At 69.7% G+C, this 21,719-nt stretch carries 21 protein-coding genes; 10 read left to right on the top strand and 11 right to left on the bottom strand.

Going from position 1 to position 21,719, the window contains the following annotated elements; genetic code table 11:
* Positions 1–222 precede the first annotated feature (222 nt).
* The gene (locus tag NM1_RS15160; RefSeq protein WP_147289089.1) at positions 223–1,548 is read left to right on the top strand and encodes a DUF7159 family protein; all 1,326 of its coding nucleotides are present in this window, start codon (positions 223–225) and stop codon (positions 1,546–1,548) included.
* A 103-nt stretch (positions 1,549–1,651) separates the two neighbouring features.
* On the opposite strand, the gene bcp is transcribed toward NM1_RS15160, so the two are convergent.
* On the bottom strand, positions 1,652–2,122 hold the full coding sequence (bcp, locus tag NM1_RS15155) for a thioredoxin-dependent thiol peroxidase (protein ID WP_068019923.1): 471 nt from the start codon (positions 2,120–2,122) through the stop codon (positions 1,652–1,654).
* Positions 2,123–2,233: 111 nt separating this feature from the next.
* Between bcp and NM1_RS15150 the strand changes: the two genes are divergently transcribed.
* Positions 2,234–2,458, top strand: coding sequence for a DUF3618 domain-containing protein (locus NM1_RS15150; RefSeq protein ID WP_068019921.1), 225 nt, complete (start codon positions 2,234–2,236; stop codon positions 2,456–2,458).
* Between the two features lie 63 nt (positions 2,459–2,521).
* Here the strand turns inward: NM1_RS15150 and NM1_RS15145 are convergent, their stop codons facing one another.
* Both NM1_RS15145 and NM1_RS15140 read right to left on the bottom strand, forming a co-directional pair.
* Positions 2,522–2,833, bottom strand: a complete 312-nt coding sequence (locus NM1_RS15145) for an excalibur calcium-binding domain-containing protein (protein ID WP_068019918.1) — start codon at positions 2,831–2,833, stop codon at positions 2,522–2,524.
* 139 nt (positions 2,834–2,972) lie between these two features.
* The gene (locus NM1_RS15140) at positions 2,973–3,950 is read right to left on the bottom strand and encodes a pirin family protein (RefSeq protein ID WP_068019917.1); all 978 of its coding nucleotides are present in this window, start codon (positions 3,948–3,950) and stop codon (positions 2,973–2,975) included.
* A gap of 59 nt (positions 3,951–4,009) precedes the next feature.
* Here NM1_RS15140 and NM1_RS15135 point away from each other — a divergent pair, with 59 nt between their 5' ends.
* Entirely contained in the window at positions 4,010–4,477 is a 468-nt protein-coding gene (locus NM1_RS15135; RefSeq protein WP_068019915.1) for a MarR family winged helix-turn-helix transcriptional regulator, read from the top strand.
* 141 nt (positions 4,478–4,618) lie between these two features.
* On the opposite strand, the gene NM1_RS15130 is transcribed toward NM1_RS15135, so the two are convergent.
* The 4 genes from NM1_RS15130 to NM1_RS15115 are packed head-to-tail and all read right to left on the bottom strand — an operon-like array spanning position 4,619 to position 7,216.
* The gene (locus NM1_RS15130; protein WP_246011579.1) at positions 4,619–5,659 is read right to left on the bottom strand and encodes a crotonase/enoyl-CoA hydratase family protein; all 1,041 of its coding nucleotides are present in this window, start codon (positions 5,657–5,659) and stop codon (positions 4,619–4,621) included.
* 33 nt (positions 5,660–5,692) lie between these two features.
* The gene (locus NM1_RS15125; RefSeq protein WP_068019912.1) at positions 5,693–6,016 is read right to left on the bottom strand and encodes a hypothetical protein; all 324 of its coding nucleotides are present in this window, start codon (positions 6,014–6,016) and stop codon (positions 5,693–5,695) included.
* A gap of 43 nt (positions 6,017–6,059) precedes the next feature.
* Entirely contained in the window at positions 6,060–6,518 is a 459-nt protein-coding gene (locus tag NM1_RS15120) for a MarR family winged helix-turn-helix transcriptional regulator (protein WP_246011577.1), read from the bottom strand.
* A 50-nt stretch (positions 6,519–6,568) separates the two neighbouring features.
* Complete coding sequence (locus NM1_RS15115) at positions 6,569–7,216, bottom strand: TetR/AcrR family transcriptional regulator (protein ID WP_068019910.1); 648 nt, start codon at positions 7,214–7,216, stop codon at positions 6,569–6,571.
* A gap of 272 nt (positions 7,217–7,488) precedes the next feature.
* Between NM1_RS15115 and NM1_RS15110 the strand changes: the two genes are divergently transcribed.
* From NM1_RS15110 to NM1_RS15085, 6 genes are all read left to right on the top strand, one after another.
* Positions 7,489–9,075, top strand: coding sequence for a DEAD/DEAH box helicase (locus NM1_RS15110; protein WP_084519649.1), 1,587 nt, complete (start codon positions 7,489–7,491; stop codon positions 9,073–9,075).
* A gap of 280 nt (positions 9,076–9,355) precedes the next feature.
* Complete coding sequence (locus NM1_RS15105) at positions 9,356–10,780, top strand: alpha/beta hydrolase family protein (RefSeq protein WP_068019908.1); 1,425 nt, start codon at positions 9,356–9,358, stop codon at positions 10,778–10,780.
* Between the two features lie 47 nt (positions 10,781–10,827).
* Positions 10,828–12,354 carry a cytochrome P450 family protein gene (locus NM1_RS15100; RefSeq protein WP_147289088.1) on the top strand — a complete coding sequence of 509 codons (1,527 nt, stop codon included), beginning with the start codon at positions 10,828–10,830 and terminating at the stop codon, positions 12,352–12,354.
* Positions 12,351–14,534 (top strand): 1-acyl-sn-glycerol-3-phosphate acyltransferase, encoded by a 2,184-nt coding sequence (locus tag NM1_RS15095; RefSeq protein ID WP_068019904.1) that lies wholly within the window; start codon positions 12,351–12,353, stop codon positions 14,532–14,534. The genes NM1_RS15100 and NM1_RS15095 overlap by 4 nt, the downstream gene beginning before the upstream one ends.
* 119 nt (positions 14,535–14,653) lie before the next feature.
* Positions 14,654–15,367, top strand: a complete 714-nt coding sequence (locus NM1_RS15090; RefSeq protein ID WP_068019902.1) for an NAD(P)-dependent oxidoreductase — start codon at positions 14,654–14,656, stop codon at positions 15,365–15,367.
* A gap of 105 nt (positions 15,368–15,472) precedes the next feature.
* On the top strand, positions 15,473–15,892 hold the full coding sequence (locus tag NM1_RS15085) for a hypothetical protein (protein ID WP_068019900.1): 420 nt from the start codon (positions 15,473–15,475) through the stop codon (positions 15,890–15,892).
* A 187-nt stretch (positions 15,893–16,079) separates the two neighbouring features.
* Here NM1_RS15085 and NM1_RS15080 read toward each other — a convergent pair whose 3' ends face one another.
* Positions 16,080–17,597 carry an HNH endonuclease signature motif containing protein gene (locus tag NM1_RS15080; RefSeq protein WP_068019898.1) on the bottom strand — a complete coding sequence of 506 codons (1,518 nt, stop codon included), beginning with the start codon at positions 17,595–17,597 and terminating at the stop codon, positions 16,080–16,082.
* Positions 17,598–18,022: 425 nt separating this feature from the next.
* Positions 18,023–18,376, bottom strand: coding sequence for a DoxX family protein (locus tag NM1_RS15075; RefSeq protein ID WP_068019897.1), 354 nt, complete (start codon positions 18,374–18,376; stop codon positions 18,023–18,025).
* Between the two features lie 126 nt (positions 18,377–18,502).
* Here NM1_RS15075 and NM1_RS15070 point away from each other — a divergent pair, with 126 nt between their 5' ends.
* Entirely contained in the window at positions 18,503–19,387 is an 885-nt protein-coding gene (locus NM1_RS15070; RefSeq protein WP_068019895.1) for a sigma-70 family RNA polymerase sigma factor, read from the top strand.
* A 27-nt stretch (positions 19,388–19,414) separates the two neighbouring features.
* On the opposite strand, the gene NM1_RS15065 is transcribed toward NM1_RS15070, so the two are convergent.
* Both NM1_RS15065 and NM1_RS41095 read right to left on the bottom strand, forming a co-directional pair.
* A complete protein-coding gene (locus NM1_RS15065) occupies positions 19,415–20,776 on the bottom strand; it encodes an NAD(P)/FAD-dependent oxidoreductase (protein ID WP_068019893.1) in 1,362 nt (453 codons plus the stop codon).
* A gap of 59 nt (positions 20,777–20,835) precedes the next feature.
* Positions 20,836–21,717 carry a metallophosphoesterase family protein gene (locus NM1_RS41095; RefSeq protein WP_169814260.1) on the bottom strand — a complete coding sequence of 294 codons (882 nt, stop codon included), beginning with the start codon at positions 21,715–21,717 and terminating at the stop codon, positions 20,836–20,838.
* Positions 21,718–21,719: the final 2 nt, after the last annotated feature.

The following is a 21,719-nucleotide window of genomic DNA, read 5'->3' as shown; positions in this document are numbered from 1 at the left end:
CGGGTCGTCCTGCAACTCCAGTGCGGGGTCGGGACGACGGTTCGACCTCGATGCCGTACGCGCTTCCACCACCTCCCCAGGCTAGCGGTAGCGACACGCGGATGACACGCGGCGGCGCCGTTCGTGCTCGGTTTGGTCGTCACTCATAACCCATCCACGCCCGATGTGGTGACGAACACATAACCAAGTATGGCGTACCTCGATATGTCGGAAGGCTGATCAGTGGTAGCTCGATCTGTGGTGACATTCGGCGTTTCCACCGAGCGCGGCGCCGTCCAGGCGGTGGCGCTCCTCGCCGGTACGGACAACCTGCCCGAGCGGATACTGCACCATCGGACGCAGCAGATTCGCGGCGACGGCAAGCAGGACCTGGCCCGCGCGGTCGAAACCGCCCTGGACGATCTCGCGGCCGAGATCGGCGCGGACTACGAGGACGCCGGGGCGGCGGTGACCTACCGCGACGCGGCCGAACGCCGCGCGATCGTCACGGGGCTGGCGTCCGGGCCGTGGCGCACGGCGTCGCTGGTCTCCGCGAAATCCGCGCATCTGGCCCTGGCCCGGGCGATGACCTGGGTGGCCGAGTTCGACAATCTGGTGGTCTGCGACGTGGTGCCCGGCTACCAGGGCTTCTCGCTGATCTCTCCCGACCGCGATCGGGTGGTGGCCGGATTTACCACGGCGGGCGGCACGATCTCGAAGGAAACGATGCGCCCGGCGGTCACGGCCGCGTGGGACCAGTTCGACGCGGCCGGGGTCCGCCCGGACGCGGTGGTGCTGATCGGTTCCGCGGCGGGCGACACCGCGGTCTCGTCGGCGCTGGGCACCGGATTCGGCGCCTCCATCGTTCCGTGCAAGGTGGCCGCGGCGGGGTCGGCGATCGGCGCCGCCCTCGTGGTGCAGCCGGAGGCGACGGAGGGTGCCGAGCCGGGGCGGGCACGGCGGACCCGCGGCACGACCGCGGTATTCGCCGCGGCGAGCGTGCTGGCCGGCGGGCTGGTCGTCGGCGGCGTCTACCAGGTGGCGGGCAAGTCGCGCACGGACTCCGCGACGACACTGACCAATGCGCGCATCGCGGCCGACACCCAGCGGACATACCCGGTCCGGGATCCTGCGGTGCGCCCGGTCCCGGCGGCCGAGGAAGAGCCGGGCGGGATTCAGTCGGGCAGGGGACAGTCGGGCGAGGTGGCGGTGGACCCGGGTGCCGCGCCCGGTGAGGCTGCCACCGATGTGGTTACCGTCGATCCCTCGACCGTCAGCTGGGGGCATTCGGATCCCGAGCGGCTCGGGGTGCGCGACTTCGATTCCGCCCCCGCCGATTCCGAGACCTCACAGCCGCTGGTGCGGCATTCCGATCCGGAGTCGGCGCCCGCCGCCCAGTCGTCGGTGATCCCGGCGCCCACCGTGCCCGTGGGGGCGCCGAACGGGTCGCTGCTGTTCCCGGGCGAGGCGGCGCCGCCGGCGGTCGGCACGGCCGAGTTCGGCCAGTGGTGGGAGAACCACTGGCGAATGATGGTGCAGTGGGCGGCGCAGATGGTGCCGCGCGCCTGACGCGCACGACGTCATTCCGGCGAACGCCGGAACCCGGGGCCCGGCAGCGTTTTTCGCAGCCGGGCCCCGGCGTTCGCCGGGGATGACAGGGAGGGGGGACTCGCTAGACCGACAGGTCGCGGCGCAGCTTGGCTACGTGGCCGGTGGCGCGCACGTTGTACTGGGCCACCTCGATCTTGCCCTGCTCGTCGACCAGGAAGGTGGAGCGGATCACGCCGGTGATCTTCTTGCCGTACATCGTCTTCTCGCCGTAGGCGCCCCAGGCGGTGAGGACCTCGCGGTCGGGATCCGACAGCAGCGGGAAGGTGAGCTTCTCGTTGTCGCGGAACTTGGCCAGCTTCGCGGGGTTATCGGGGGAGATGCCGACGACGTCGAGCCCGGCGCCGTTGAGCTCGGCCAGGTTGTCGCGGAAGTCGCAGGCTTCCTTGGTGCACCCCGGCGTGCTGGCGGCCGGGTAGAAGTACACGATCACCTTCCGGCCGCGGTAGTCGGCGAGGGACACCTCCTTGCCGTCGGCATCGGGAAGTGTGAACTCCGGCGCCGTATCGCCGGGACTGAGTCGATTCTCGGTCATTCCAAGCACGGTAACCGACGGCGGTGACATCGGCGATCACCACCGGGCGGCGGATAGACTCGACCACTAGCGACGCACGCCGACCGACGACAGAAACTTCAGGAGATAAACGTGGCGAAGGATACCGAGGGCATCGAGCGGGAGATCGAAGCCGCGCGCAATCGGCTCGCGAACACACTCGACGAACTCGCGGTACGGGCCGATCCGCAGCGGATCGCCGACAACACCAAGCACGCGGTGGTCGCGAAGATCAACGAGCCGAAGGTGAAGTACAGCCTGATCGGCGGCGGCGTGCTGATCCTGCTGCTGGTGCTGCTGCGGATCTTCCGCCGCTGAGCGTGAATACAGAACACCCGGTGTGGCGTTGTGCCGCACCGGGTGTCGCTGTTTTCGGACCGATCAGACGGTCGGGCAGGCCATTCCGGTGCCGTCGGGGTCCAGGTGGGGGGAGTAGCCCGGCTCGCCGCGGAACAGCGGCGCACGACCGGCGGCCCGGGCGTCGTCGCAGTTCTTGAACGTGCCGCCGGCCGAACCGGTCTGAGCGAGACCGGCCGAGCCGGTGGCTCCGATGGCATCGTCGATGCCCGAGGAGCCGGTACCGGCCGAGCCGGAGGGGACGAAATCCGCGTGAGCCGGTGCGGAGAGGGTGATCGGGGCTGCGAGGGTGATCAGTCCCGCGCCGGCGGTCACGATTAGCCTGCGAACGTTCATGTATTCCTCGATGTCTACTGGGTTGACTACGACGGGTCCGGCCGCACTCCCCGCGGTGGCAGGGCCGGGCGCGCCGAGTCTACTGTCTTGATGCCCGGCCCGGTTGTCAACTGGGCGGCCGAGAGCCGCGCACGCGTCCCTACTCGCCCAGGCGTTTCCCGGACAGGTGCTCGGCGGGGATGCGGCCCATTCGCCCGGCGTTGAAATCCTCGATGGCCTCGATGATTTCGTGCCGGGAGTTCATCACGAACGGTCCGTACTGCACGACGGGCTCGCGGATCGGCTCGCCGCCGAGCAGCAGCACCTCCATATCACCGGAGGGCGTGTGCTGGTGGTCGTCGGCGGTCACGGTGACCGCGTCGCCCGGACCGAACACCGCGAGCTGACCCTCGCCCAGCGGGCGGCCCTCCGCGCCGGCGGTGCCGCTGCCCGAGAGTACGTAGGCCATGGCCGAGAACCGTTGCGGCCACGGGCTTTCCAGACGTCCGCCGGGGCTGATCGAGGCGTGGGCGTAGGCGATCGGGGTGTAGGTCGATCCCGGACCGGCGAATCCGCCGATCTCCCCGGCGATGATGCGCAGCAGCGCACCGCCGTCGTGCGAACTCACCAGCGTCAGCTCACTCGCCCGCAGATCCTGGTAGCGCGGCGGCGCCAACTTCTGCGCCCGCGGCAGGTTCACCCACAGCTGGATGCCGTGGAACAGCCCGCCGGAGATCACCAGGTCCTCGGCCGGTAGTTCGTCGTGCAGGATGCCGGATCCGGCCGTCATCCACTGCGTGTCGCCTTCGCTGATGACGCCGCCGCCGTCGTTGGAGTCGTGGTGGACCATGGTGCCGTCGAGCATGTAGGTGACGGTCTCGAAGCCGCGGTGCGGATGCCACGGCGCGCCCTTGGCCTCGTACGGCTCGTAGGCCACCGGGCCCATCTGATCGAGCAGGATGAACGGATCGGCGGAGCGCAGGTCCACGCTCGGGAACGGGCGGCGCACCTCGAACCCCGCGCCCTCACGCTGGGCGTGGGCGGTGCTGACGGAGCGGACCGGCCGCTGCCGCGCGGTGTCGTCGGGGCGGGACAGCCGCGGCAGAACCAGGATGTTGTCGACGGTGACGGCGGGCATCGGAGCCTCCTCGGATGGTTGGTGTCCATGTCAACCAAATCCCGGCTAGGATCATTCCCATGGTGCGATGGCTCGGCGAACGGGAGCAGGCGACCTGGTCGGCCTACATCCGGATGCGGCAGCGGCTGGACGCGGCGATGGCCGCCGGGCTGGCGCGGGACGGGCTGTCGATGTCCGATTACGAGATCCTGGTGGCGCTGTCGGCGGCGCCGGACGGCTGCCTGCGGGCCAAGGAACTGGCCGCGGAGATCTGCTGGGACAAGAGCAGGCTCTCGAAGCATCTGGGACGCATGGACAAGCGTGGGCTGGTCGCCCGCACCCCCGCCGCCGAAGATGCGCGCGGAATCCTGGTGCGCCTGACCGCCTCCGGGCGCCGGGCGCTGGAACAGGCCGCCCCCAACCACGTGGAGCTGGTACGCCGCCTGTTCGTCGACGAGCTGACGGAGGATGAGGCGAAGGCGGTGCGCTCGTTGGCGGACAAGGTGATTGCCGAGGCCGAGCGGACTACGGACATCGGCCTGGGCTGACCGCCCGCTCGTCATTCCGGCATGCTTTTGGCCGGAATCCATCGGTGCATGCGTGGATCCCGGCCAAAAGCATGCCGGGAAATGAGGGTGGAGCAGGCCGGGAAATGAGGGTGGAGCAGGTCGGGATGACGCTGTGGTTTCCTATTCCACCGCGCCCGAGCCCTTTTCGAACTGTGCCCGCTTCCAATCGCCGAAGGGCTCGTCGCGCTCCCGTACCGCCTCGCGGAAACCGGCGGTGGCGGAACGCAGTTGGAACGCGTAGCCCTCGCGGGTGTGCCGCGAGACGCCGTCGAACACCGTGCTGACCATGCCCGAATTCGCCACGCCCTGCGCCAGCAGGGAGCTGTTGAGCGCCAGCTTCGCCATGATCAGCTGGTTGATCGGGACCTGCGAAATGCGGTGCAGCAGTTCCTCGGTGCGCTCGTCGAGCTCCTCGGCGGCGCAGGATTCGACGGCGAGGCCCCACTCCACCGCCTGCCTGCCGGTGAGGCAGTCGCCGGTGAACAACAGGCGCTTGGCGCGCTGGTCGCCGAGCCGGTGCGCCCACATGCCCGCGGCGGGAATGCCCCACACCCGCGTGGGCGGATAGCCGATCTTGGTGTCGTCGGCGCAGATGATCTGGTCGGCGAACAGCGCGATATCGGTGCCACCGGCGATCGCGAAGCCGTGCAGCTTCGCCACCGTCGGCTTGTTCGCGTGCAGCAGGCTGGAGAAGCCGCGGTTGAACCGGCTCATCATCTGATAGTCGACCATGGGATCCCAAGTGGCCCAGGGGTTGTGATTGGCGGCCTGGACCGCCGGGTCGAGCACGGTGCCCTCGGTGGGCTGCGCCGACGCCGCGGGGCTGAACCCACCCTCGGCGAAGATCGACAGGTCGTAGCCGCCGCAGAAGCCCTTACCGCGCCCGGACACCACCATGACGTGCACCCGCGGATCCAGATCCGCGCGCTCGACGGCATGCGCCAGTTCGACCGGGGTGTCCGCGGTGATCGCGTTGCCGCGCTCGGGCCGGTCGAAGGTGATCCGCGCGATGCGCCCGGTCACCTCGTAAGTCAGTGTGCGATAGGCGATGTCGGCGTCGGGGGCGGGACGTCCGGCGAACGGTGAATCGTCGCCGGCGGTCGCGTCCTCGCGCCACGCCGCCGGGCGGGTGCCGGAATGGTGCTCGTAATCGGGGGCCACATCAAGAAGTGAACCCCTATTCATTTCTTGCTGTCAAGAGCCCCCGGTCCACGGCCTGACCGGAGGCTTCACCCAGAGGATCTTCTCGTCGAGGTGATCGCGGCGGGCCGCCGGATGATTCGGGTTGCGCGCGGCCCAGCCGTCCTTCTCGTCGAGCAGTTGCCCGACCAGTGCCCAGGTCTCGTCGGTGCTCGGCGGGTTGGTATCCGCGGCGCGGGCGAGCTTGCGTCTGGTGGATGCGGGCAGGGCCAGCAGTTCGGAGCCGGTGATGCCACGTTGCCAGACGTAGGCGGCCAGGCGCCGGGCCTTCTCGGCGCGGCCCTTCGAGGCGTGGTCGGTATGTGCGTAATCGGTCATGGGGGACTCGGTATCGCGCGGGGGTGGCGTCGAGCGTAGCGGTTCAGCGTGCCGCGGGCCGCACCCTGCCGTGCGTCACCATACCGGCCAGAGCGTCGCGCAGATCGCCTGCCTGCCGCTCGCCGAGGTCGGCCACCCAGCGCGCGGTGAACTCGGCCGCCGCGGCCTCGGTGGCGCGGGTGGCGGCCCGGCCGCGGTCGGTGAGGGTGATCAGCCGGGCGCGGGCGTCGTGCGGATGCGGATTCCGTTGCGCGTAGCCCCGATTCACCAGATCGTCCACCAGCTGGCTCGCGGCCTGCTTGGTGACGCCCAGGTGTGCGGCGATCTCGCCGACCGTGGCGCCCGCGGACGCCATGCGCGCGAAGGCGAGGCCGTGGGTGGGCCGCACATCGGCGAACCCCGCCGCCGCGACCCCGGCCCGCAGGGCGTCGGTGACGTCCGCGGCGGCCGCCAGCAGCAGCATCGGCAGGTCCGGGGTCGGAGCGGGGGTGCGGGGCGGCATGGATGCATCTTGGCATCCAGGGGGTCACCGAGGGCCGATAACCGGGCGGCTCAGGCGATTCCGCCGCGAACGAAGGCGGTGAGTTCGTCGCAGATGTCATCGATGGTGAGGGTGCGCTCCGCGTCCCGGTCACCGCGGGCGAGCTCCTGTGCCAGCGAGTTCACCGCCCCGATGACCGCGATGGCGAACAGGCTGTAGTCGCGCGGCCGGGCGGCGCCGCGCAGCACCGCCCGCTCGGCCTCGCTCTGCAGCAGGGCGCCCATCCGCGTGCGCCATCCCTCCCGCCACCGCTCGACGGCATCGCTGACGCCGACCACCTCGATGTAGCAGACCCGCGCGGACTGCGGCGTCCGGCAGGTCACCGCGAGGTAGGCACGGAAGCCGCGCGCGATCCGCTCGGCGATGGGGAGTTCCGCGGTCTCGCCGAGACTGGCCAGCGCGGCGCCGGCCGCCTGTCCGGTGATGTGATCGGCGAGGGCGACCAGCAGGCTTTCCTGGCTGCCCATCTCCTCGTAGAAACTACGCGTGGAAATGCTTGCCGCAGAACATAATTGCTCGATACTCGTGGCTGTGAATCCCTGATTTCCGTACAGTTCGAGCGCTGCCTGCAGCAATCGCGCCCGCCGTTGCCCGGCTCGCTCCTCGGCGGTGCGACCGCCGTAGTGGCGCCTGGCCCTGGCGCTGTCCTTCGTAGCCACTGGCGCGAGGTTAATCGAGCGCCGAAGACCGGGTCAAACTGTGATGCACACCACCTATGGCGCCAGGTTGTCCGACATCACGCCCGGGCGACGACGAGCGAGCGCCACCTCTGGGCTATGGTGGTGGGCGGTGAGTAGCGATCTTGCTAACTCTGCTCCGTCGTGGATGTCTTCGTCTCGCGTCGGCCACCCAGCGGTCAACACCCCGCGGGCGAGAGCCCCGCACGCCGCTGCGGTTCAACCCTGATGCTCGAAAGGCACCCTGACCTCTCATGACGACTCGTTCATCGAGCCCTGCCACGTCCTTCGCCGCCCTCGGCGTGCGCAAGCGCCTGGCCGACACCCTGACGGCGAACGGCATCACCGCGCCGTTCCCCATCCAGGCCGCCACCCTGCCCGACACCCTCGCGGGCCGCGATGTGCTCGCCCGCGGCAAGACCGGCAGCGGTAAGACGCTGGCCTTCTCCATCCCCATGGTCGACCGGCTATCCGAGGGCGGTCGCAGCCGCCCGGGCCGTCCGGTCGGCCTGATCCTCGCCCCCACGCGCGAACTCGCGACGCAGATCGCCGCCACCCTCGAACCGCTGGCGGCTGCCGCATCGCTGCAGGTCACGACGATTTTCGGTGGCGTTCCGCAGAACCGTCAGGCGCGGGCGCTGAAGGCGGGCGCCGATATCGTGGTCGCCTGCCCCGGTCGCCTGGAAGACCTGATGAAGCAGGGGCTCGTCACGCTGGACTCCGTGCGGATCACCGTGCTCGACGAGGCGGATCACATGGCGGACCTAGGTTTCCTCCCCGGCGTGACCCGGATCCTCGCCGCGACCCCGACGGACGGGCAGCGGCTGCTGTTCTCCGCGACCCTCGACAACGGCGTGAACAAGCTGGTCCAGCGATTCCTGCGGAATCCGTTGTCGCACAGCGTCGATGAGGCGACCTCTCCGGTCCCGGCCATGACCCACCACGTATTCGAGATCGGGCAAGCCGACGCCAAACGCGACCTCGTGCACACCCTGGCGTCCGGCACCGGCCGCCGAATCCTGTTCATGCGCACCAAACATCACGCGCGCCGGCTCGCCAAGCAGCTGACCACGGCGGGGATTCCGGCGATCGATCTGCACGGCAATCTGTCGCAGGCGGCCCGCGATCGCAACCTGGCCGCCTTCACCGACGGCACCGCCCGGGTCCTCGTCGCCACCGATATCGCCGCCCGCGGCGTGCACGTCGACGACGTGGAGCTCGTGGTCCATGTCGATCCGCCCGCCGAGCACAAGGCCTACCTGCACCGCTCGGGCCGCACGGCCCGCGCGGGCAGCGCGGGGGACGTGGTCACCGTGGTGCTGCCCGATCAGCGCAAGGACGTGGCCGCGCTGCTGCGCAAGGCCGGTCTCGACGTCACCCCGCAGCGCGTGACGGCGCAGTCGGCGTCGGTGACGGCGCTGGTCGGTGCCATCGCGCCGCTCGTCGCGCCCCGAACCCCTTCCGCCGCACCGAAGTCCGAGCCGAGGAAGCAGCCCGCCAAACAGGGCGGCGGGCAGGGGACGCCCGGCCGCAGGGCGCGCGGTACCGGCCGTCCGCAGGGTGCGTCGAGCCCGCGGGTGAAGCAGGCGGACGCGAGCCGGGGCGACCAGCGCGGCGGCAAGCGCGGCGCGGGGGATGCCACCGAGCAGACCCGCGGCAGCCGCCGGGCGGCGAACCGGCAGCACGCCCCGGGCGGTGCGAACGGTCGCACCGCGAACCGCGGCGACCAGCGCGCTCACAACACGAGTTCCGGCGGCAGCCGCTCGCATGCCGGATCGGGTCGCGGACAAGCCGCGCGCTCGCGGAGGGCCGACGCGCCCTCCCGCTCCGGCCGCCGCTGATTCGCTACAGCCGTGACTCGGCAACAGCCGCCCGGCATTCCGGAGCCGGGCGGCTGTTGCCGGATATCGACCGGTGCGATCGGGCCCTTTTCCGGTCGCCGGATCCAGGTCTATCGACCGACTTTTTTCGAAATTTGTGGGTACCTCTCGGAGCGAAAGAAATAGTGTCCGCATATCACTTCTGTTCGGAATTGTTCGAAGTAAGGTAGCCATCGGATAGCTACCCAGGTCTGAAATCGACCACCCGCTCGCACCACTCGTTTGCCGGGAGGAGCAGCAAATGACGACAGCTTCGACGCAGCGCAGTACCGCGAGGGCCGCCGCGGGCCCGGTTCGCGACGTTGTCATCGAACAGCGCGGCATACCCGCCGAACCCGATCCGCTCATGGCGGCGTCGGTGGCGCTCGCCGAGGCGGCGGTCGAGGCGAGGCGCGCCTCGGCGACGATCACTGCCGGACTGGCGAGCCTGTGGTCGCCCTCGTCGCTCGCCGACCCGCTCGCCGCGGGCCGCGGCGTACTCGGCACAGTAAAGGCCCTGACCGTGGGTAACCTGGGCTATTCGCCGTGCGGCGGTGTGGTCGGCGGGGCATTGCGGGCGATGGAGGTGCTGGGTCGGCGCCGTCCGCTCAGCGTGGGTCTGGCGGTCGATTCGTTCCGGGTCCGGCTGCAGGCCGCCACCGCGCAGAATCCGGATCTCGGCGCCCCGGATGTGCAGAATCTGATCTCGTCGATCACCGCCGCCAATCCGGTGGGGACGGCGCTGGCCCTGCGTTCCATGGTCGGGCGGCTCGGCATTACCCGGGCGTTGACCGTGCTGGCGCCGGTATCGATCGAACTGTTCGCCATGGGCGGTTTGCTGGACGCCAATCCATGGAACGACGACGTTGCGTGGGTGGTTCTGATGGGCGGCACACCGCGCGCGGATCCGGTGGTCGGATTGCCGGTGAAGGTGCTGGCGATGGTCAACAGGGGACAGGGCCGGGCGTACCGGGTGGAACCCGATCGCATTCTGCGCGTGGCGATGCAGCGAAATCAGGGAAACGACATCGTCGACTACGTCAACAACATCGCCGCCATGGGAAATCACGGGCTGGTGCTGTTACGGCGAATCCGGTGCCGCGACAATGTTGTCCGCCATGTCGTGCTGCTGCCGGGGACGTCGTTCGCGCGGTTGTCCAATGCCACGCCGCAGGATGTCGTCGGCTGTTTCGACAACCTGGTGCACACCGACACCACCTACACCCGCGCCGTGGGCAAACTGCTGGCCGACGCCGCGGTCCCGGAGGGTTCGGAGGCCATGCTCATCGGGCACAGCCTCGGCGGGATCGCCGCGGTCAATCTCGCCTGCGATCCGGTGCTGGCCTCGATGTACCGGCTGTCCCACGTGGTGACGGTCGGTTCCCCGATCGACAACAAGCGCACCGCCGACCCGGCGACGAAGGTGATCAGCCTGGTCAACGAGTACGACGTGTTCCCCTGCATGGACGGCCGCGGCCCGGCCTGCCCGGTGGAGGTCCCCACCGGCTGGTCCGAATTCACCTGGCGCGACGAGACATACGACTTTCCGCTCAGCCACGCGCCGCAGACCTACTCGGCCACCCTGCGCAGCATCGTTCCCGAGATCCGTGAAGAGACCAACGCCCTGATCTCGCCGTACGACGGCGACGTCGTGGCCGACTGGACGTACGCGGTGCGCGACAAGTAGGCGCTGCCCGGTAGATCCCCGATACCCGCTCCGCGAAGGAGACTGCGATGCCTGATCCGCTGGGGGACTCCAACTCCCGACGTTTGCACGTTGTCGATGCCGACTCCGCCGACGCGCCGGAGCCGCGCACCCCGCCGCCCGCGTCACCGCGGGAGACGGCGGCGTTCCACGCCCTGACCGCGGGGCCTCGCCTGCCGCGGCCACCGCTGGGCCCGCTGGCCGCTCTCGCGCCGAGCACCCCGCGGCTCGCCCGCGCCTTTCTGAAACGTGTCGGTGCCGCTCACGACGGGGCGCCGGTCCGAATCCCCACTCCCGCAGGGCCGGTCGTGCTGCCGTGCACGATCGACGACGCCGACGAGCTGGCCCGCGCGGTGCTGGACGGCGAACCCGGCTCGCTGAAGATGGCCGTATCCGCCGACGGCCGCCGTCAGGTCCGGCACTCCTGCCCGCCGCACGGGTGGGACTGGACGCCCGCGCGCGACCACCTCCGGGCGCTGGCGGCGGCGGAGGCCGAACGGCTGCTGCGGCAGCGGCGGTTCGACGACAGGCTGCCCTGGGACATCGTGCTCGCCGGGTGGGATCGGCTGTGCCGTCGCATCGTTCTCGGCGACGCGGCGGCCGACGACGCCTTGCTGCACAGGGACATTCGGGCCCGCTACCAGGCGCCGCTCACGGCGCTGGGGCAGGCCGAGCAGACATTGAACCAGCGGATCGAACCCTATCTGCGCGCACCCGAGGCCGGGACGCTGGCGGCCGTGGTCGACGCCTCCGCGGCGGCCCAGGTGTCGGCGCATATGCTGCTGACGCTGACCAGGTCGCTGGATCGGGGCGCCCGGGCGCTGGCGCTGTGGGCCACCGCCGGGGGTGCTCCGGCCGCGGCCGTCGCCGAATCGGGGCGGCTGTGGCCGGATTGGTCGCACATGGTCTACGTCGTGGCGGCACCCTTCCGGTGGCGCGGATTCGAATTCTCTTGCGGCGATCCGATTCTCGTTCCGGTCGCGTGGCTGCTACGGGACGATCGGGCATTCACCGATCCCGATCGGTACGCCCCCGGCCGCGAGGACAGGCGCCGCGCGGCCGCCTTCCCGGCGGCGCGCGTATGCGGCGGCACCACGAATTGCCCTGCCGAAGAGCTGGTTTCGGAAACCCTGACGGCTTTTCTGGAGACGATCACCACCGCGAGCAACCCCACCCTGGTCGAGCCCCGGACGTTATCTGCGGAATGCCTCCCGGCGCGACTGGATGCCGACCGGATCCGCATGGAATTCATCGCCCGCGACCCGCTGCCGCGCGACAGCGCCGTGCTGATGTTCGATACCGGGTCGGTCGAGGACCTGGTAATGCGCGGGAACCGCCCCGGGCGATACGGCGAACTCGCCGCCGCCTCGGCGGCCCGGTTGCGTGACCACGCACAGCGATTGCGTGATTGCGCGGACGGCGTGGATCTCGCCGACGATCGGTTCCACGACGTGCGGTCGCTGTTGTTCGTGCAGGCCGACCGTTGCGCATGCGCGGCCGCGGATGTCGAGGCGGCGGCCCGGGGATTCGGTGCGACCTCGCGGGGCGGGCTATGAAGGCTCACCCGGATTCCACCGTGTCCGGTGGGGCGCAACAGGATTCGGCGAACCCGCCATCGCACGAGGTTCCGATCGACGGCGCGACCGGCGGGCTGTCCGTACTGCTCGTAGGCGGCGGTCCGGTGGCCGAGGCCGCGGCCGAGCGCATGGCGGCGTCGTCCGATCTGCATCGGCTGCTGTGCGTCCGACACGACGGCGACGGCGCACTGGGCGCGGCCACCCGGCGGGAGCGACGGTGGGACAGCGCGCACGACCGGCTCGAACTCGAAGGCGGAGACACCTCGTACCCGACGTGGTCGGATCTTCTCGTCCGGGAGGACGTCGGCGCGGTCGTCATGGTGCCCCCGGCGGTGGGGTCCGAAAGGCGCAGTGTCGGTTCGGTTCTGGCGGCGATGCGGCTGATGTCCGCGTGCCGGAGCGCCGCCTCGGTGCGGAAGATCGTCGTGGTCTCCGACGCCGCCGTGTATCCCTGCGGGCCGCTGTCGCCGTCCTTCTTCGACGAAAAGCACCCGACGGCAACGGGTTCCACGAACGGCGGGGACGTGGCCGAGATCGAGCGGCTGGCGCAGCGAGCCGGGCGTTCGCGGCCCGATGTCGAGGTCGTGGTCCTCCGATTGGCGCCCGTGATCGGCCCGGGCACCGAGACCGTGCTCGCCCGCCTCCTGGCGTCCGCGATTCCCCTGAAACCGGCCGGATACGATGCGCGCCTGCAACTGCTGCACGTCGATGACGCGGCCGCGGCCGTCACCCGGGCGGCGACGATATCCGCCGACGGTGTCTTCAACATCGCCGCGCCGGGCATCGTCACGATGAAACAGGTCGCGCTGCGCCAAGGCCGGGTGCCCGTCGCGGTCCCGCACGGACTACTGCCCCGGATCGCCGAACTGGCGGGTGTGGGCGAGGTGACGGCCGAGGACGTGGCGCTGCTGCGATTCGGGCGCTGCCTCGATGTGTCGCGGGCGCGCCGGGTGCTGGGATTCACCCCGGCCTACGGGACACCCGCGGCGGTGGACGACCACATCCGCGCCAATCCGCCCACGTCCGAACCCGTCGCGGCGGTCCTGCTGGACCTCCTCGGCGGGGGCGTCGCGCCACGACGCGCCGTCGACACCGTGGCGGTGCGGATGGGCTTGCCGAGCGCGACCGAGGCCTTGGAGCAGGCGGCCCGAATGACGGATACCGCGGCGAAATTCGCCGAACTACCCGGCGTGAACACGGTGCTGGCGACGACCGGCCGGGTGGCGGATACCGCGGCGAAATTCGCCGGACTCACCGACGCGCACGAGGTGACGGCGACGACCCGGCGGGTGGCGGACACCGCCGCGAAACGCCTTGGACTGCCGAGTGCGGCCGACGTGGTGCGGAGGGTCGGCCGGTATCCCCGAACGCTCGCCGAACAGATCCGCAGAGAGCACGAGACGGACGAGTACGGACTGGATCGCGAGTTTCTGGACTCGTCCGAAAAGTGGTTCCTCACACCGGTATTCAGGGACTACCTTGGACTCGACACGGTCGGGCTCGACCACATCCCGGACTCGGGACGCGTCATGATCGTGGCGAACCACTCCGGCACGTTCCCCCTCGACATGGTCGGCCTCGGCTACGCGGTCGGGTTTCTGCATCCGGCCCGCAGGACCGCGCGGGTGCTGGGCGGTGACCTGGTCGCCGCCGTGCCCTACATCGGAGATGTGCTGCACCGGATGGGTTGCGTACCGGCCTGTCACGACGACGCGTCCCGCCTGCTGGATGCGGACGAGGTCGTGGTGGTATGTCCCGAGGGTTACAAGGGACTGGGCAAGCCGTACTCGCAGCGCTACCGGCTGCAGCGGTTCGGGCGCGGCGGTTTCGTCAAGGCGGCGCTGCGCTCCGGGGCCCCGCTGATCCCCGCCGCGGTGTTCGGGGCGGAGGAACTCTACCCGATGCTGTCGCAGGCCCGCCCCCTGGCGAAACTCCTCGGCCTGCCGTATTTTCCGATCACACCGACCCTGCCCTGGCTCGGCCCGCTCGGCCTGATCCCGAGGCGCTCCCGCCTCACCATCGAATTCGGCGAGCCCATCCCCACCGCCCACCTCGGCCCCGAAGCAGCCGACGACGCCGAAACCGTCCTGGAAATATCCGACCGAATCCGCGACTGGATCCAGAGCAGCCTGAACGACCGCCTGGCCGAACGCGATTGACAGCACCGCCCGTGGCGTACATCACGCCACCGCACCTGTCACAACGACGCTCCTGTCCGCGTCTTGTGTCCATCCCGCCGCGCCGACACCTCGGCCCGGCCAGAGAAAGGACAGCCACCATGCGGATCACGATCTTCGGCGCGAACGGTCTCACCGGTCGCTTGCTCACGGGCCGGGCGCTCACCGCCGGACATCAGGTCACCGCGGTCACCAGGCGGCCGGAATCGTTTCCGCTGCAGCATGATCGGCTCGAGGTGGTCGGGGCCGACGTGTTCGATCCGGTGGCCGTCTATGCCGCGGTGGCGGACCGGGACGCGGTGCTGTCGACGCTCGGGGTGCCCGCCGGAAAGGCGCCGATCAGCACCTATTCGCAGGGCGTGACGAATATCGTCGCCGCGATGCGGCGGCATCGGATACGGCGGCTCGCCGTGGTCAGCTCGAGTGGTGTCGACCCGCGCCCGTATTCCGATGGCGGATTCCTGTTCAACCGGGTGCTCCTGCCGTACGTGACGCGGGTGCTGGGCAAGACGCTGTACGACGACATGCGCCGGATGGAAACGTTGCTGCGCGCGAGCGATCTGGACTGGACGATCGTGCGGCCGAGCGGGCTCTACCACCTGCCGTCGGCCACCGATTACACCCTCGTGGAGGGCCACGCCGACGGCAGGTTCACCGCGCGTGCGGACCTGGCCGCGAGCCTGCTGTCCCTGCTGGACGACGACCGCTACGTCCGCGCCACCCTCGGCGTCATCACCACCGTCGACAACCCCACCCTGCTCCAGTGGATCCGCCGCGAGGCGGCGGCCGGGAGCCGAGACCCGATCGGACCGTGATCAGCTTTGCCGGGGCTCCGACACGCCCTTGCCGGCGGCCAAGACTTCGGACAGGGGTGGTAGCGGTTCGTCGCGTTGGGGTGCGTGGGCCCACCAGCGGCCTTCGTGAGTGTGGCGGCCGAAGCCGGTGGGGAGGACGAGGTTGCTGCGTTCCGGGCCGAGGTCGATGCCCAGTTGTTCGAGCCGCATCGGCTACCCGTGCCCGGTGCCGTGCCGCAGGTACGCGGACCGGTTGCGGCGCTCACGTTCGACCCGCGCGTGGATCGCCGCCACGCTCCATCTGTCGTGGTCAATGACCCGTCCCGCCAGCCGATCATCGCGGTCACCGCCGCCGCCTGGCCCAGCTTCCTGCAACTGGCGACCGGTCGCCTGGCGGATATCACCCCCGGACTGCCCGTCATCGAGCACGACCGCGACGGCGGCGTCACCCTCCGCACGCAGGACGGAATCTCGTTGTCCTACACGCGTGCAGAGTGGGACGCCTACCTGTCCGGCATTCGCGCCGGTGAGTTCGCCGCCGCCTGATACCCGCTGCTTCTCCGGTGACGGGGCACGTGTCGCCGAACTCGTGGCTGCAGAGCACATTACCGATCCCGAGCAGTAACGCGACAGGGTCGAATGGCCACGTGAACACCACAGATTGCTGCTGGAGTCGGTGTGGGAGGTGTTGGGCGACAGGGATTTCACGGCGGCCAGGGGCCATGCCCGAGGGTTATGCCGCGGCGTCCGGTTGACGGGCTTGTGGTCGTGGGCGGTGGGTTTCGTTGTGGGCGTGCCACCATTGCGGGTGTTCTTCGCGTTCGTGGGTGTTGTGGGGGTGGATGCGGGCCAGGAGTTCGGCGAAGAGTTCGTTGGCGTGGTGGCGGTGGTTGATCTCGGGGATTTGGTTGGGGTCGATGTGTGGGGGTGCGATCCATGCGGTGCGGCCCGCGTAGGGTGAATTGGGTTCTTTCACAAGGGTTTTCCAGCCGCCTGGGCCGTCGTGGATCAGGGCGTGGCAGGTGTCGCAGGCGAGGGTGAGGTTCTCGATGTCGGTGGCGCCGTTGTTGTGGTATTCGAGGGTGTGGTGGACGGCCGAGAGGCTGGCGGGTGCGTCGCAGCCGGGGCGGGAGCAGCCTTTCAGGGCGGCGATGAGTGCCAGGCGCTGGTTTCGGGAGGCTAGTCGTTTGGTGCGGCCCAGGTGGAGTGGGAGTCCGGCGTGGTCGAATACGGTCAGGTATGGGCGGGAGCGTTCGGCGAGTTTCAGTGCGTCGCCGAGGGGGACGGTGCCGCCGGTCGCGGTGGTCGCGACGCCGGACATCTGTTCCAGGTCTTCGATTTTCAGTGTCAGGATGGTCGTCACCGGCAGGCCGCGGTGCGTCCCCAGTTCCTCGGCGACGATACCGGAGGACAGGGTCGCGGTGAGTGCGTCGTGGTTGCGTTGCGCGGTGGAGCGGTGGTCTCGCCGTGTGGCTTCGGCGAGCCGTGCCGGGTCGGCACTGTCGACGGCGATGCTGGGGCTGTCCGGGTCTTCGGAGTTGCAGATCCCGGGGCGGGCGTATTTGGCCAGTAGCGGGTCCAGTAGGGCGCGCAGGGTCGGGTCGATGTCGCCTCGGATGGGGGACATGCCGTCGGGTCGTTGCCGGCCCAGGGTGACGCCTCGCCTGCGGGCTCGGTCGTTGTCGGTGGTGAGGCGGCCGTCGGGGTCGAGGTGGGCGAGTATGCGGTCGCCGATCTTGGCGATGTCGTCGGGGGAGCCGGAGCGGGCGAATTCGGTCAGGATCTGTTCGGCCGCTTCGCGGTCGTCGTTCGTGACTCCGCGGGGCATGCGGTTCACGACGGTCGCGATACCGCGGGCGTGGTCGGCCGAGATATCGCCGGAGGCAAGGGCTTTCGAGGCGGACGGTAGTGGTGGATCCAGGGGCTCGCCGGCCATGTCGTGAAATACGCCGACCCATTCGGCCTGGTGTACGCGGGCTCCGGCGTCGCCGCTGGCCAGGCGCAGGGTTTCCATCAGGAATTTCTTCAGTGATTTCGCTCCGGTGCGGGCGGGGATGCAGCGTTCGCGGGCCTCGATCAGGAGTCGATGCTGCATCGCGGTGAGTATCCGGGCGCACCGTTCCACCTCGCGCATGAGGTCGACGGCCTCGTCGTCGGTCAGGGGTGTGAGGGGCAGGTCGAGCAGTGTGGTGGCGGCGGTGTGCAGCGGGCCGGATGCCCGCTCCGCACCTTCCGCTCTGCTCGAATGCATGTTCGAATTCTATCGCGAATAGATCGCTGGCAACAGCCCGGCGACCGTCTGAAACCATCCTCTTCACTCCTTCTTAATCTATTGCCCCACAACGTCTCTCGTTGGACCGTGCGCTTTCGGCTGTCAGCAGGCCGATCGTTCCCAGGCGCAACCGACACCATCGCAACACTCGGGCTGGAGAACCCGGCAACCGCGCTCGAACGGGAAATATTGTCCTGACACCGAGCACGATGGTCGCGTGTTCATCCGGTACTTCGACACGGGTTAGCACCCTGGCCTTCAAGTTCCGGGCTGATCGACATACGTCCTGCTGAGCGGCCGGTGTCGACCGGCCGACTCGATGTCGGAAAACCAACGGGCCGAGACCATCCCGGCCCGTTCCCGCTCGCTGGCTCATCCGGCCGTGGCGCGAGGCGGGATGGCCGTCAGTCGAGATGGTAGGCCAGCGTGACGGCCAGGGTGATCACTGTCAACGCCAGGAACGCCGAGACCCGGCCCAGCGCGTAGTCGCGGACGCGGAGGTGGGCGATGACGGCCCCGATGAAATACAGCACGAGCCCGGTCGCGGCCGCGATACCGAGTGCGGGAAGGGCGAACCCGGCGAGCAGTCCGAGCGCTCCGGCGCCCATCAGGGTGCCCAGCATGATCATCCAGGACTGCGGCACCCGGACCACCTCGGCCGCCGCGGTCGGAATGGGATGACGGACATAGTTCATCCAGCAACCCACGCCGGCCGCGGTGGCGGTCACCAGGGTGAAGGCGGTGTACAGAGCAAACATGACACTCCTCGATTTCCTCCCGAGTCCCTCGCCGCCGCGCCGCCTACGATGGAGCGGCGCGCCGTCGGCCCTCGGGTGATTGTTTCCGTCACCACTTCGACGGATCCCGACGGAGAAAGGTGACGCGTGAACCAGCAGGAAATCTCGGCGCGGGACTTCGAGGCGCGGCGCGACCAACTCCGGGCCGTCGCCTACCGCCTCCTGGGCGACAGCGCCGATGCCGACGACGCGGTCCAGGAGACCTGGCTCCGCTTGGCCCGCAACGATTCCCGCGATATCGACAACCTCACCGCCTGGCTCACCACGGTCGTATCCCGGATCTGCCTCGATATGCTGCGCACCCGGACCGCGCGCCGCGAGGACCCGACCGACCGGCTGGGCGATGTGGGTGACGCCGCGTACGACGGCGACCCCGAACACGAGGCCGTCCTGATCGACTCGGTCGGGCGGGCACTGCTGGTCGTCCTGGACACGCTGAACCCCGACCAGCGCGTCGCCTTCGTCCTGCACGACCTGTTCGGCATCTCGTTCGACGACATCGCCCCGGTCCTCGGCCGCAGCGCCGCCACCACCAAGAAGCTCGCCAGCCGCGCCCGCCTGCGGGTCCGTCGTGCCGATGACCTCCCGGCCGCGGAACTCGCCGTCCAGCGCGCGGTCGTCGACGCCTTCCTCGGTGCTGCCCGCGATGGTGACCTGCACGGACTGCTGGAGATTCTGGCGCCCGACGTGGTGCGCACCGCGGACCCCGCCGCCCTGCCCGCCGGTATGGCCACCGTCGTGCGCGGTGCGGCGGCCGTGGCCGAGGAAACCGTCGTCCTGCGCCGCCGCTCCGGTGTGGCCGCCCTCGCGCTCGTCGACGGCGCGGTCGGCATCGTCGTCGCCCCGCGCGGCCGCCTCCTGCTGGCCCTGCGGGTCACCGTCGCCGACAACCGCATCGCCGCCTACGAGGTCGTCGCCGACCCCGTCCGGCTGCGCGGGCTCGACCTCGCGGTACTCCCCGCCGGGGATTGATGCGTCCCTGCGCCGCGGCAGCGGCCGTCAGTCGGTGCGGCAGAGCGCTTTCAGGGCCAGCGGGACCTCTTCGGCGGGGAGGTAGCAGTCGGTCTGTTCGAAGCCGCCGATGGTGTGCGTGTCGTGGTCGCCGTAGCCGATGCGCAGGAAGTCGTCGCCGGTGATCCCGTGGATGGCCCAGTCGAAGGCCACGCGAGCCCGCGCGACGATCGTCCGCAGTGCCATGAGGTGATAGCCACGGGTCACGAATTGTGCTGGGACACCGCGCAAGGGGATCTTCAGCGGGCGCGCCACGGCGTCCTTGCCGCCCAGGTCCACGACCATGCCCAGATCGGTGTGCCGATACGGCGTCCGCCGCCCGCCACGGAGCTCCGCCACCAGGTTCTTGCCGAGATGGCGGCCCTGCCGCATGGCGTGCTGGGCGGTGGGCGCGCATACGGCGCCGTCGTCGGCGGTCAGGTCGGGCACCGCGGTCGCGTCGCCGCAGGCCCACACGCCGGAGAGTCCGGGCACGGTGAGATCGGCGTCGGCGACGATGCGCCCCTTCGCCGTGTCGGCGCCCAGATGTCCCGCCAGTGGGCTGGGCGCGACCCCCGCGGTCCACACCACGGTGCGCGACGGAATGAACCGTCCGTCGGTGAGTGTCACGCCGTGCGCGGTGACCTCCTTCGCCGAAGCGCCGCATACCAATTCGATGCCGCGTTCCGCGAGGTTCTGTTTAGCTCGCTCGCCCAGCCGTTCCCCGAGTTCGGGCATGATCCGGTCACCCCGGGTGACGAGATGCCAACGCACCATGCGGGATTCTGCCTCCGGGAAGAACCGGCGCGCGGCCGCCCGGGTGACCTTGTTGAGCACCGCGGTCGTTTCGGTCCCGGCGTACCCCGCACCGATGGTGACGAAATTGAGCCGCTCCTGGTCCAGGTCCTCCTCGCCGCGCATGGCCGCCACATCCAGCTGCTGCAGTACGTGATCGCGCAGATACATGGCCTCGGCGAGGGTCTTCATGCCGAATCCGTGATCGTGCAGGCCCGGCACGTCGAGCACGCGGGTGATGCTGCCGGGGACCAGCACCAGATGGTCGTAGTCCAGGGCACATTCGGTGCCCGCCGACCGGCGCACCACGACCTGCCGGGTCTTCGGATCCACCCCCACCGCCATCCCCGGCACCACCTCGGTGCGTCGCAGCACCCGCCGCAGCGACACCGAAATCGACCGCGGATTGAGCACGCCCGAGGCGACCTGCGGCAGCAGCGGCAGGTAGAGCAGCCCGGCGTCCGGCGTGACGAGCTGGACGAACGCCTCCTCCGGACGCAGGTGCCGCTCCAGGTAGCGAGCGCACTCGACGCCGGCGAAACCACCGCCGATGATCACGATCTTCGCGGGACCCATGACCTTCACCTTAGCCAGCAACGCCCGATTCGGTTGCGTTGAGCAGCAACCGGAGTTGGTCAAGCTCCCGCCGTGTGTGGGGGATAGGGCAGGGGGAGTTCCAGCCAGGAGTCGCGGGGGTGGTAGCCCGGGTGCCAGGAGACGTCGGGGTCGGCGGCCAGGCCCTCGACGCGGGTCGGTCGACCGGTACCGCCGGTGAGTAGGTCGGTGTAGCGGTAGTGCAGATGCCCGTGCAGTAGTAGCGCGGGATGCAAGGTGTCGACCAGTAGTTGGATTCGGTCCTGGTTGGGCAGGCATTCCGGGGCGGTCTTGCGGTTGTGGTCGGGCTGTGCGGCGCGGGGTTTGTCGTGCGTCAGCAGGATGTCGACCGGTGCTGAGTCGGCGGCCAGCAGTGTTTTCAGGTCGTCGTCGGTCATCTGTTCGTCGGGGAACCACAGTGTGTGACTGTCGATTTCGGGCGGACGGCGATGCCGTCTGGCCCGCGCGGCACGGCGAGCCTGTTCGGCCAATCGGCGGGGTTTGTCGACGGAGTAGGCGCCGCCGAATGCGGCGAACCGGGTGCCGTTCCAGGTCCAGCGATGGCCGCGGGGTGCATATCGAATCCGGTTGCGGCAGCGGAGAAATCCGTCCGCGTCGCGAACGTCGCGGTAGTACGTCAACAGCAGCGCGGCATTGTCGTGGTTGCCGTCGAGGAAGTACACGGTGAGATCGTGACGGGCGGCGGCGCGATCGACATGATCGAAGTAGCGGCGCCCGGCGCGGGTGTGTTCGACGGCGCCGAAGTCGCCCAGGGCGAACACCGCCCGGCAACCCCGCCGGGCCGCGATGCGCAGGAGAGTCCTGGCATGGGTGCCATTGCCGTGCAGGTCTCCGACGACGAGGACCTTCCCGGGGTCTTCCCGGGAATCACCAGCGGAGCTGGAGGTCGGCAGCGGACTCAATT

The sequence above is a fragment of the Nocardia mexicana NBRC 108244 genome (genome assembly GCF_001613165.1).
GTDB lineage: Bacteria > Actinomycetota > Actinomycetes > Mycobacteriales > Mycobacteriaceae > Nocardia > Nocardia mexicana.
This window is presented reverse-complemented; position numbering and strand designations above follow the sequence as displayed.

What these genes read in the sequence shown, in the direction of transcription:
- NM1_RS15135 (WP_068019915.1), top strand. Translation starts at nt 4,010, where the DNA reads ATGGTGCGATGGCTCGGCGAACGGGAGCAGGCGACCTGGTCGGCCTAC.
- bcp (WP_068019923.1), bottom strand. Translation starts at nt 2,122, where the DNA reads ATGACCGAGAATCGACTCAGTCCCGGCGATACGGCGCCGGAGTTCACA.
- NM1_RS15145 (WP_068019918.1), bottom strand. Translation starts at nt 2,833, where the DNA reads ATGAACGTTCGCAGGCTAATCGTGACCGCCGGCGCGGGACTGATCACC.
- NM1_RS15110 (WP_084519649.1), top strand. Translation starts at nt 7,489, where the DNA reads ATGACGACTCGTTCATCGAGCCCTGCCACGTCCTTCGCCGCCCTCGGC.
- NM1_RS15140 (WP_068019917.1), bottom strand. Translation starts at nt 3,950, where the DNA reads ATGCCCGCCGTCACCGTCGACAACATCCTGGTTCTGCCGCGGCTGTCC.
- NM1_RS15105 (WP_068019908.1), top strand. Translation starts at nt 9,356, where the DNA reads ATGACGACAGCTTCGACGCAGCGCAGTACCGCGAGGGCCGCCGCGGGC.
- NM1_RS15080 (WP_068019898.1), bottom strand. Translation starts at nt 17,597, where the DNA reads ATGCATTCGAGCAGAGCGGAAGGTGCGGAGCGGGCATCCGGCCCGCTG.
- NM1_RS15065 (WP_068019893.1), bottom strand. Translation starts at nt 20,776, where the DNA reads ATGGGTCCCGCGAAGATCGTGATCATCGGCGGTGGTTTCGCCGGCGTC.
- NM1_RS15075 (WP_068019897.1), bottom strand. Translation starts at nt 18,376, where the DNA reads ATGTTTGCTCTGTACACCGCCTTCACCCTGGTGACCGCCACCGCGGCC.
- NM1_RS15095 (WP_068019904.1), top strand. Translation starts at nt 12,351, where the DNA reads ATGAAGGCTCACCCGGATTCCACCGTGTCCGGTGGGGCGCAACAGGAT.
- NM1_RS15120 (WP_246011577.1), bottom strand. Translation starts at nt 6,518, where the DNA reads ATGCCGCCCCGCACCCCCGCTCCGACCCCGGACCTGCCGATGCTGCTG.
- NM1_RS15090 (WP_068019902.1), top strand. Translation starts at nt 14,654, where the DNA reads ATGCGGATCACGATCTTCGGCGCGAACGGTCTCACCGGTCGCTTGCTC.
- NM1_RS15125 (WP_068019912.1), bottom strand. Translation starts at nt 6,016, where the DNA reads ATGACCGATTACGCACATACCGACCACGCCTCGAAGGGCCGCGCCGAG.
- NM1_RS15100 (WP_147289088.1), top strand. Translation starts at nt 10,828, where the DNA reads ATGCCTGATCCGCTGGGGGACTCCAACTCCCGACGTTTGCACGTTGTC.